This is a genomic window from Streptomyces sp. NPDC004065 (assembly GCF_044903565.1).
Taxonomy (GTDB): Bacteria; Actinomycetota; Actinomycetes; order Streptomycetales; family Streptomycetaceae; genus Streptomyces.
This window is the reverse complement of the sequence record NZ_JBJDQT010000003.1, coordinates 64,245-75,340: the sequence shown is the minus strand read 5'-3', so window position 1 is coordinate 75,340 and position 11,096 is coordinate 64,245. Positions and strand designations below refer to the sequence as shown.

General features: G+C 71.8%; 4 protein-coding genes and 1 pseudogene. 2 read left to right on the top strand and 3 right to left on the bottom strand.

The features are described from left to right. Positions 1–1,801, bottom strand: a 1,801-nt coding sequence (locus ACI2LW_RS06555; RefSeq protein WP_404730031.1) for an Ig-like domain repeat protein, incomplete at its 3' end; no start/stop codon positions are given. A gap of 700 nt (positions 1,802–2,501) precedes the next feature. Here ACI2LW_RS06555 and ACI2LW_RS06550 point away from each other — a divergent pair. Further along, positions 2,502–6,113, top strand: a complete 3,612-nt coding sequence (locus ACI2LW_RS06550) for an Ig-like domain repeat protein (RefSeq protein ID WP_404730030.1) — start codon at positions 2,502–2,504, stop codon at positions 6,111–6,113. A 259-nt stretch (positions 6,114–6,372) separates the two neighbouring features. After that, on the top strand, positions 6,373–7,446 hold the full coding sequence (locus tag ACI2LW_RS06545; protein ID WP_404730029.1) for a cell surface protein: 1,074 nt from the start codon (positions 6,373–6,375) through the stop codon (positions 7,444–7,446). Between the two features lie 211 nt (positions 7,447–7,657). Here ACI2LW_RS06545 and ACI2LW_RS06540 read toward each other — a convergent pair whose 3' ends face one another. Both ACI2LW_RS06540 and ACI2LW_RS06535 read right to left on the bottom strand, forming a co-directional pair. Next, entirely contained in the window at positions 7,658–8,320 is a 663-nt protein-coding gene (locus ACI2LW_RS06540) for a class I SAM-dependent methyltransferase (protein ID WP_404730192.1), read from the bottom strand. Between the two features lie 64 nt (positions 8,321–8,384). Continuing rightward, positions 8,385–11,048 (bottom strand): annotated as a pseudogene (locus tag ACI2LW_RS06535) (Tn3 family transposase); the annotation flags it as partial. Positions 11,049–11,096 lie beyond the last annotated feature (48 nt).

The window sequence follows — 11,096 nt, the reverse complement described above, 5'->3', positions numbered from 1 at the left end:
AGGTGGAGCCGGTGAAGCTCGCGTCGCCGTTGTAGGTGGCGGTCAATGAGTGGGATCCGACCGACAGCGATGACGTGACGAGCGTGGCGGTGCCGCCTACGAGTGGGGCGGTGCCGATGAGGGTGGCGCCGTCGTAGAAGTCGACTGTTCCGGTGGGGGTTCCGGCTCCGGGCGGTACGGCGGTGACGGTCGCGGTCAGGGTCTTGGTCTCGCCGAAGACGGAGGGGTCGGGCGCGGACGTGAGTGCGGTCGAGGTGGCGGCTTGATTGACGGTTTGCATGTCGACCGGCGAGGTGGAGCCGGTGAAGCTCGCGTCGCCGTTGTAGGTGGCGGTCAATGAGTGGGATCCGACCGACAGCGATGACGTGACGAGCGTGGCGGTGCCGCTCACGAGTGGGGCGGTGCCGATGAGGGTGGCCCCGTCGAAGAAGTCGACCGTCCCGGTCGGTGTTCCGGATCCGGGTGCTACGGCGGTCACCGTTGCCGTCAGCGTCTTGGCTTCACCGAAGACCGAGGGATCGGGCGCGGAGGTGAGGGTGGTGGAGGTGTCGGCCTGGTTGACGGTCTGTGTGTCGATGGGCGAGGTGGAGCCGGCGAAGTCGGCATCGCCGTTGTAGGTGGCGGTCAACGAATGGGATCCGACCGACAGCGACGACGTGACGAGCGTGGCGGTGCCGCCCACGAGTGACGCGGTGCCGATGAGGGTGGCCCCGTCGAAGAAGTCGACCGTCCCGGTCGGTGTTCCCGATCCGGGTGCCACGGCGGTCACCGTTGCCGTCAGCGTCTTGGCCTGGCCGAAGACCGACGGATCAGGCGCCGAGGTCAGCGCGGTGGACGTGGGAAGGGGTGCGGCCGCCGTGACACTGACCGTGTCCTCGCCGTTGTTGACGACGTACACGGAGCTGCCGTCGGGCGTGACGGTGATGCCGAACGGCGCCGAGCCGACGGCGATGGTGGCCACGACCGTCTCACTGCTGGTGTTGATCACGCTCACCGCGTTGTCGCCGTTGTCCGCGACGTAGACGTGCGTGCCGTCGGGAGCCGCTGCCACCCCGACCGGCGCCGTACCGACCGCCACCGTGTTCGTGACCGTCTGGGTGGCGGTGTCGATGAGACTCACCGTGTTGTCACCGTTGTTGGCGACATAGGCCGTCGATCCGTCCGGAAGGACCGCGATGCCGAGCGGGTTGCCGCCCACGGGGATGGTGGCCGTGACGGTCTGTGTGCCCGTGTCGACGGCACTGACCGTGCCGTCCCCGGAGTTGGTGACGTACACGATCGTCCCGTCCGGTGTCACGGCCACGCCGAACGGGGCGGCGCCGACGGCGATGGTGGCCGTGACGGTGTTCGTCGCCGTGTCGATCACGCTGACCGTGCCGTCGCCGGCGTTCGCCGCGTACGCGGTCGTCCCGTCCGGGGCGACCGCGACACCGAGGGGGACGGTACCGACCGTGACCGTGGCGACGACGGTGTTGGTCGCCGTGTCGATCACGCTGACCGTGCCGTCGCCGGAGTTGGTGCTGTACGCCGTGGTCCCGTCCGGAGTGACCGCGGGCCAGAAGGGGACGGAGCCCGCTGGGATGGTGGCGACGACCGCCTGGGTGGCGGTGTCGATGACGCTGACGGTGTCGTCGCCCTCGTTGGTCACGTACGCGGCGCTCCCGTCCGGGGTGATCGCCACCGCCGTGGGGAAGCTGCCGACCGCGACGGCCGGATCGAGTAGGGCTGCCGCCACCTGCGGGCGGCTGAACACACGGAACCGGAGCAGTCGACGCCACGCCGAGTCGGGTTGCTTGGGCATGATGGGCCCCCTATGTGCCGTTGTCCCTGCGGGAGATGGGGGCTACCGAGGACTTGCCCAGCCGAGCCGGCCCGCGCGCCCACCGTGTGCCTCCGCGGGTGCGGCGGGCGTGCCGGCTGGTTCACGCGGTCGGGCTTCCGGGGAGCACCCACCGTTGATTTCGTCGGCCGTGTGGCCACGGCGCGCACGGGACTGCGATCGGTCCCGGAACGGAGGTGGGCGATCCTCCGCGTAGTCGCAGCGCCAGTAACGCACCGCCCCCCGCCGTCCACCAGCTCACCCACCCGCAATTCACCCGGATGGCCCAGAGCGCACTGTGTCCCGCGTCGTCGGCAACCCCGTGGGCACCGTCCGGTGCGGTGAGCTCGTCGACCCCGGGGAGCACACGGGGCAACCCAGGGCACACAGGGCACAGGAACTTCGTATGGCTGGACCATACGGGTGACTCTTCGGTCCGATGGGTGGTGTCACGCGCCGGTTCGGTGCACTACTTGCGCTACGAGGACCCGGCGGACCGCCCATCTCCTGCCCGGGACACGACGAGCCTTTCCGGCCGCGCCGCGAACGCGCCCGAAGGCGATCCGGTGGGCGCTTGCTGAAGCCGGCCGCGGGGACGTGCCAGGAAAAGGGGCGCGCCCGCGGGCCGCCGACTGTCAGGGCCCCCACCTCCGTGACGGACCTACAGCAGTGAGGGGGCCCCATGATGCCCAAGCGACCCGACTCGCAGTGGCGCCGGCTTCTCCGGTTCCGTGTGTTCAACCGCCCACAGGCGGCGGCAGCCCTACTCGATCCGGCCGTCGCGGTCGGCAGCTTCCCCACGGCGGTGGCGATCACCCCGGACGGGAGCGCCGCGTACGTGACCAACGAGGGCGACGACACCGTCAGCGTCATCGACACCGCCACCCAGGCGGTCGTCGTCACCATCCCAGCGGGCTCCATTCCCTTCTGGGTGGCCGTCACCCCCTCGGGCGCCAGAGCGTACGTCACCGACTCCGGTGGGAACACCGTGAGCGTCATCGACACCTCCACCAACACCGTCGTCGCCACGGTGACGGTCGGTTCCGTCCCCCTCGGTGTCGCGGTCGCCCCGGACGGGACCACCGTGTACGTGGCGAACGCCGGCGACGGCACGGTCAGCGTCGTCTCCACCGCGACGAACACGGTCACGGCCACGGTCCCCGTGGGAGCCACGCCCTTCGGCGTCGCCGTGACGCCCGACGGCAGCAGGGTGTACGTCACCAACTCGGCCGACGCCACGGTCAGCGTGGTGAACACGGCCACGAACACCGTGACCGGCACGATCCCCGTCGGCACCGCCCCGCTCGGCCTGGCGATCACACCCGACGGAACGGCCGTCTACGTCGCCGACAACGGTGACAACACGGTGAGCCGCATCAGCACCGTGAGCAACACGGTCACCGCCACGATCCCCGTCGGCACCGCTCCCGTGCATGTCGCCGTCCGTCCGGGCGGCTCGCAGGCGTACGTGACCGACAACGGCGACGACACCGTGAGCGTCGTCGCCACCGCCGGGAACACGGTCATCGGGACCCTCACCACCGGTGCCGGTCCCTTCGGCCTGGCCGCCACCCCCGACGGCGCGTTCGCGTACATCGCCAACAACGAGGACGACACGGTGAGCATCACACCGCTCGCCCTCTTCCCCACGGCCACGACGCTCACATCGGCGCCCAACCCGTCCGTGTTCGGGCAGCCGAAGACCCTCACGGCCACCGTCACCGCGCTGTCACCGGGCAGCGGCACCCCCACCGGGACGGTCACCTTCCTCGACGGAGCCGTTCCGATCGGCACGGGCACGCTCAGCGGCGGAGTGGCCACCCTCACCACGGCCGCACTCGCCACGGGGACGCACGCGCTGACCGCCGTCTACAACGGGGACACCGACTTCGCGACGTCGACGTCACCGGTGGACACCCAGACGGTCGACCCGGCCACGACGACGACCACGCTCGTCTCCGCGCCGGACCCGTCGGTGTCCGGGCAGCCGAAGGTCCTGACCGCGACCGTCTCGGCCGTGGCGCCGGGCGCGGGGACGCCGACGGGCACGGTCGACTTCTTCGACGGCGCCACGCACCTGGCCACCGCCACCCTCAGCGGGGGAGTGGCCACCTTCACCACGTCCGGTCTCACCGTCGGCGCCCACTCCCTGACCGCGGTGTACAACGGCGACGCCAACCACGCCGGATCCACGTCGCCGGCCGACCCGCAGACCGTCGACCCGGCGGCGACGACGACCACACTGACGTCCGCGCCGGACCCGTCCGTGTTCGGGCAGCCGAAGACCCTCACCGCGACGGTGGCCACGGTGGCGCCGGGCAGCGGAACGCCCACCGGGACGGTCACCTTCCTCGACGGAGCCGTTCCGATCGGTACGGGCACGCTCAGCGGAGGGGTGGCCACGCTCACCACGGCCGGGCTCACCGTCGGGGCGCACGCGCTGACCGCCGTCTACAGCGGAAGCGCCGGCCACAACGGTTCCACCTCGCCCGTCGACACGCAGACCGTCAACAAGGCCGGCACGGAGACCACGTTGACGTCCGCGCCGGACCCGTCCGTGTTCGGGCAGGCCAAGACCCTCACCGCCACCGTCACCGCGCTCCCGCCGGGCGGCGGGACGCCCACGGGGACGGTCACCTTCTTCGACGGTGCCACGCCCCTGGGCACGGCGTCGCTGGCGGCGGGTACGGCCACCCTCACCACGGCCGCGCTCACCGTGGGCGCGCACGCGCTGACCGCCGTCTACAACGGCAGCGCCACCCACAACGGTTCGACCTCACCGGTCGACCCGCAGACCGTCAACAAGGCCGCCACAGCGACCACGCTCGTCTCCGCGCCGGACCCGTCGGTGTCCGGGCAGCCGAAGGTCCTGACCGCGACCGTCTCGGCCGTGGCGCCGGGCGCGGGGACGCCGACGGGCACGGTCGACTTCTTCGACGGCGCCACGCACCTGGCCACCGCCACCCTCAGCGGGGGAGTGGCCACCTTCACCACGTCCGGTCTCACCGTCGGCGCCCACTCCCTGACCGCGGTGTACAGCGGGGACACCGACTTCACCGGCTCCACGTCGCCGGCCGACCCGCAGACCGTCAACAAGGCGAACACCACCACGGCTCTCACGTCGGCGCCGGACCCGTCGGTGTTCGGTCAGGCGAAGACGCTGACCGCGACGGTGGCCTCGGTGGCGCCGGGCAGTGGGACGCCCACGGGGACGGTCACCTTCTTCGACGGTGCCACGCCCCTGGGCACGGCGTCGCTGGCGGCGGGCACGGCCACCCTCACCACGGCCGCGCTCACCGTGGGCGCGCACGCGCTGACCGCCGTCTACAACGGCAGCGCCACCCACAACGGTTCGACCTCACCGGTCGACCCGCAGACCGTCAACAAGGCCGACACCACCACGGCTCTCACGTCGGCGCCGGACCCGTCGGTGTTCGGTCAGGCGAAGACGCTGACAGCGACGGTGGCCCCGGCGGCGCCGGGCAGCGGAACGCCCACCGGGACCGTCACCTTCCTCGACGGAGCCGTTCCGATCGGTACGGGCACGCTCAGCGGCGGGGTGGCCACCCTCACCACGGCCGCGCTGACCGCCGGCGCGCACGCGCTGACCGCCGTCTACAACGGCAGCGCCACCCACAACGGTTCGACCTCGCCCGTCGACCCGCAGACCGTCAACAAGGCGAACACCACCACGGCACTCACCTCGGCGCCCAACCCGTCCACGGTCGGGCAGTCCGTCGTACTGACCGCCACGGTCGCCGCCACACCCCCCGGCGCGGGCACACCCACCGGGACCGTCACCTTCCTCGACGGAGCCGTTCCGATCGGTACGGGCACGCTCAGCGGCGGGGTGGCCACCCTCACCACGGCCGCGCTCACCGTCGGCGCGCACGCGCTGACCGCCGTCTACAACGGCAGCGCCGCCCACAACGGTTCGACCTCACCCGCCCTCACCCACACGGTCACCAGCGGGGCCCCGACACCGACCGTGCTGAGCGCGGCCACGGCCACGGCCACCGTCGGCCCCGACGGCCTCGCCCACCTCTCCACGCTCTCCGCCACGCTGAAAACCCAGGGCTCCGGTACACCGGTCCCCGGACAGACGATCACCTTCCGGGTCGGAAGCACCACCCTGGGCACGGCCGTCACCAACGCCTCCGGCGTCGCGCAGCTGAGCAATGCCGCGGTCAGTCCGCAGACGATCATCCTGGCCGGCAACCGCTACACGGCGACGTTCGCGGGGACGGCCGCCTTCGGCCCCTCCAGCGCCACGGCCTCGCTGGTACTCGGCTGACCGCTCCGCCGTCGTGGGCCGCGCCCCCGTGCGCGGCCCGTCCGGGGAGGGCGCACACCGGCGGCGTACCACCGCCCCTTCGGGGGACGGGGTGCGCTGCCCGCGTGGAAGGCGTGGCCCGTCCAGCCGCCCCACGTGGCGCGCCGCACGGGTGTCCCACAAGATCGCTCCTGACGGCCCCACGGGGTGTTCACGAGCCCGCTCGGTTCCCCCTGCCGCCACCGTTCCCCCTCACACCACGGAACTGTCGGGAGAGTCCATGCATGCCACCCACGAGTCACCGACACCCTGCCGTGCCGCGGGCCGGGGCCCGCTGAGAGCACTCCGCCGACGTGGCGGGCTGTCGGTACTCGGCGCCGCCACCGCGCTGCTCGCGGCCGTGATGCCGGCCACCACGGCGCACGCCTCGGCGCAGCCCCAGGAGTCGCCGGCGCCCAGGACGGAGCAAGCCGGCCTGCGCCTCCACGCCTACGTCGCCAACCAGAGCGACAACACGGTGTCCGTCATCAACACCGTCACCAACAGGGTCACGGCGACCGTCCCGGTGGGCGCCGCACCCACCGGGGTCGACGTCGACGACAGGTACCACAGGGCCTACGTGACCAACCACGGCGGCAACAGCGTCTCCGTCATCGACACCAGGACGAACCTGGTGACGGCCACGATCCCGGTGGGGGCCGGGCCCTACGGGATCGCGGTGAACGACAGGCTCGGTCGCGCGTACGTGGCCAACGAGACCGACGCCACGATCTCCGTGATCAACACGTTCAGCAACACGGTGATCACCACCGTCCCCGTCGGCACCAGCCCGTTCGGCGTCGGCGTGGACGAGAAGACGGGCCGCACGTATGTGACGGACCTCGACTCCGACAGCGTCTCCGTCCTCAACTCGGCCAACACGGTGACGGCGACCATCCCGGTCGGTGACACGCCGGTCGCCGTGGCCGTGGACCCGTACACCGGGCGTGCGTACGTGACCGACCAGGGGTCCGACGCGGTGTCCGTGATCAACACCAGGACCAACACCGTGACGGCCACCGTGCCCGTGGGCACCACCCCGTACGGCATCGCGGTCACGAGCTGGCGGCCGCGTGCGTACGTGGCCAACCAGGGCGCCGGCACCGTGTCCGACATCGACCTGCGCACCAACACCGTGAAGAAGTCCATCCCCGTCGGCCAGGCCCCGACCGGAGTCGCCGCCGACCCCGCGTTCGGCCGCGTCTTCGTCACGAACCTGCTGTCCGACAACGTCTCGGTGATCAACCCCCTCACCAAGAGGGTGATCGCCACGGTACCCGTGGGCAACGGCCCCTCGGGCGTGGCCATCGGCTAGCGACCCGGACCCGACGGGACGTCAAGCGTCCGGCGGCCGCGCGGACCATGGCCGTCGTCGCACACACCGGGCCTGCGGGCGGGAAGCCGGGCCAGGCCCCTCCGGCTTCCCGCCCGTCCGTCCCGCCTCGCCCCGACCGCCCCCGCCCCGTCCCGTCCCGCCCGCCCCGGGCGAACCCAAGTGCCGCAGCACGAACCCGCCGAGCCGGTCATCAGCGCGCGGCGACCACGGCGACGTCTCCCTCCCGGACGCAGTGGAGGAAGAGATGGGGCTCGGGTACGGCGTCCGGGTGGGCGGGGGTGAACAGCACGCTCTCCTCGGACACGACCGACAGGCCCGCCCCGGTGACCTTCGCGGTGAAGTCCTCGGCGGCGAAGCTCGTCACCCGCACCCTCTGCCCCATGAAGACGCCCTCCGCGTCCTCCACGTCCAGGGGCACCGTGGCGACGGCCAGGCTGCCGCCCGGCCTGAGCGCCCGCACGAGCCGGCGCAGCAGCCGCTCCTGCTCGTCGCGGGACATCTGCAGCAGCGAGAAGTACACGCACACCGCGTCGAACAAGGCGTCGTCCAGGGGAAGTTCGCGAATGTCGGCGCACTGGAAGGACGCCCCGGGCACCTGCCGCGTGGCGATGTCCACCATGACCGGGGAGACGTCGACGCCCAGCACCTCGTGCCCCGCGCCGGCGAGGGTCTCGGCCGTGGGCCGGCCCGTTCCGCTGCCCACGTCCAGCACCCGGCCGCCGGGCGCGAGCCGGCCGAGAAGCCACTGGAGCGACGACCGGTGCGCGGCCGACCCCGCGAACGCCTTCTCGTACTCGGCTCCCAGGGCGTCGAACACCGCCGCGGCCGCGGAACCACGCTGCTGCTCGTCCATCAGGACACTCCCCGTACGACGCACTGACACGGCGACCGCATCGTCCCACCGCCGAGCCGCCCCTCACAACGCCCCCCAACGCCCCCACAACGCCCGGACCGTCGCGGTACGCCTGGTGGATGGTGCCGCGCTTGCCGTGGCACACGTCCCGGGCGAGCTTGTGGCGGGACTCCTGCACGGTGAGCTGCCGGTTCATCTGGCGGCGGTAGGTGTCGTCGACCGGGTCGACCACCCGCAGCAGGTGCTCGGTCTTGGCGATGCGCCCGTACTCGGCGAACGCTGATCCCAGCGGGGTCGGGCGGCCGTCGCGTCCGAACATGCGCAGCAGGTCGTAGGCGCGGACCTGGTTGGTGACCAGGGAGCCGGCGACCTTCAGCATGTCCGGCCCGTGCGTGATCACCTTGTTCAGGTTCACGCGGTTGCGCGCCAGGTCCTCCACGGCGCCGTACGTGCCCGTCTCGACGCCGGGCATCGTGGCCCGCCAGAACCGCTGGTCGTCCAGGTCGCGGAACCGCGGGCTGAAGTTGTAGCCGAGGATCTTGAACAGGCCGAACACCATGTCGGAGTAGGAGGCGTTGTCGGTCGCCACCATCTCCGGCTTGACCCCGCCGTCCAGGTTCAGCAGCGCGTCCAGGATGTGCAGGGAGTCGCGCGGGGTGCCGGGGACGACCATCTGCCCGATGCCCGCGACCTGGACGTTTACTGCGTTGAGCCAGGTGATGCCCTGCTTGAACCCGAAGTACTTCGGTGACGGCGCCGCGCTGACGGTCCGGACGGGGACGACGAACCGCAGTCCGTCGACCGAGGCGAGCAGGCGCTCGCCCCAGAACTTCACGATGGGCACCTCGGCCTGGGCGGCGATCAGCCGCGCGTTCGCTGCGGCGATCGTGTCGGCCCGCAGGTAGTACTGGTCGACGTGCACGAGCCGGGCCCGGGTCAGCGCCTCATGGGCGGGGTTCACCACCGGGGTGGTGCCGTCCCCGAGGTGCACGAAGGCGTCCAGGAAGCCGCTCCAGGCGTTCACCTCGAACAGCAGGTCCGCCAGGTCGATCTTCGGGAGCATCTTCTCGACCCGCTTGCGTAGCCAGGTCAGGGACTTCGGTTCGCCGAGCGCGCCGAGCTTGTCGACGTTCAGCTTCACCCGCCCGTCGTCCTGCACCTCGATGGAGACCTTCGCCGCCGGCCCCGCCTCTTCCAGGAGGTCGGCGAGCTGCTTCCACCCTGCGTCCAGGCCCCGCACCAGCTCCGCCAGGTGCTCCTCGACGGGCCTGTCCAGGCTCAGCCCGGCCAGCACGTCCTCCTCGACCGCATCCCAGTCGGGCCCGTCCAGCAGACGGGCCCGCGGGTTGGACCAGCGGTGCGAGGGCGAGGCGAAGACGTCGCGGTTGTTCAGGGCCCGGTGCAGCTGCTCCAGCACGCACACCACGTACGCGTCCCGTTCCACCGCACCCTGGGGCAGACCGGGGTTGGCGTACACCGCCTTGCGCCAGACAGGCGGCACCAGCTTGTCGTCCACCTCGCGCGGCAGCAGCGGCTTGACGCCCACCTTCCGCCGCGCCAACGCCGGAACACCCCGGACCCCGGCCAGGACCCGCCTGCCCGCGCTCGCCGCGTCCAGTGCCTTCGACTCACCCAGCAACGGGAGGAACGGGCGCACCGTCGCGTACCGGTTCGCGAGCGCGGCCCGCATCGCGACCTCGGCCGACCCCTCGTCCTCGGGCACCAGCGAGACCACCGTGGCCGCGGCGGTCATCACGGCGGCGCGCGGGGCGACCTCCTCCAGCACCGCCCACAGCGCGGCCACGTCCAGGTCCGCGCCGTGCTCCTCGAACAGCTCCAGCTCCTCGAACAGCACCTTCGCCGCCCGTGCGAGCGTGCGCGACGCCTTCTCCAACTGCGGCAGTGTGGACAGCCGCTCCCTCTCCGTCTTCCGCTTCGCCGTGTTCAACAGCCGGGTGGCCATGAGGACCTGGAACAGATCAAGGGCCTCATGGATCGCCTTGGCTTCAAGGTGCCGCATCACTGCGGTGAGCATCGCCGTGCGCTTCGGTTCCGGCGCCCGTTCCAGCAGCGGCGCCTTCGACCCCAGCGCGTACCGGGCCAGCGCTGCCATCCGGTTCGGCGGGATCTGCGACAACTTCAGCCGACCGAGCCGGTACGCGCCGATCTCGTCCACCCGCTCCTGCGCGCGGGCGAACGCCGTGCCGGTCGTCCGCGTCGGCGGCCGGCGCAGCCGCTCCAGCTCCGAGAACCGGGAGCCCTCCGGCGTCTTCAGCGTCGCCACCAGGTCACCAGGCAGCGCCGGGTCCGCCCGCCGCGCGGCCCCCGCGACCGTGGCGTGCAGCCGCTTCTCCGCGACCTTCCGCGCCTCCGACACCTGCCGGGCCAGCACCGACACTCCGGGCAGCAGCACCCGGTGACGGCGCTGCCAGCCCACCGCCTGGTTGAACAGCGCCACCGGCCCCTCGGCGTGCGTCCACGCCCGCCCGTGCAGGAAGGTGCGGAACCGCCGCGACCACTCCGCATCCTCGTACTCGTGGTACTCGTAGGCGTCCCGGATCTCCCACGCGTGCTCGTACGCCGTCGGCTTGCGCTCGGTGTACCGCTTCACGCACGAGACGTCCTCGATGCCGAGCAGCTCGGCCAGGTGCTGGATCACGACCCACGGCACGTCGAGCGGGTCATCCGGAAGGAACCGGCCGATATAGCGCACGGTGCTTCTCTGCACCAAAGTCAAGTCAGGCGAATCCTGAAGGCGGAGGCCGAGCATACGAGG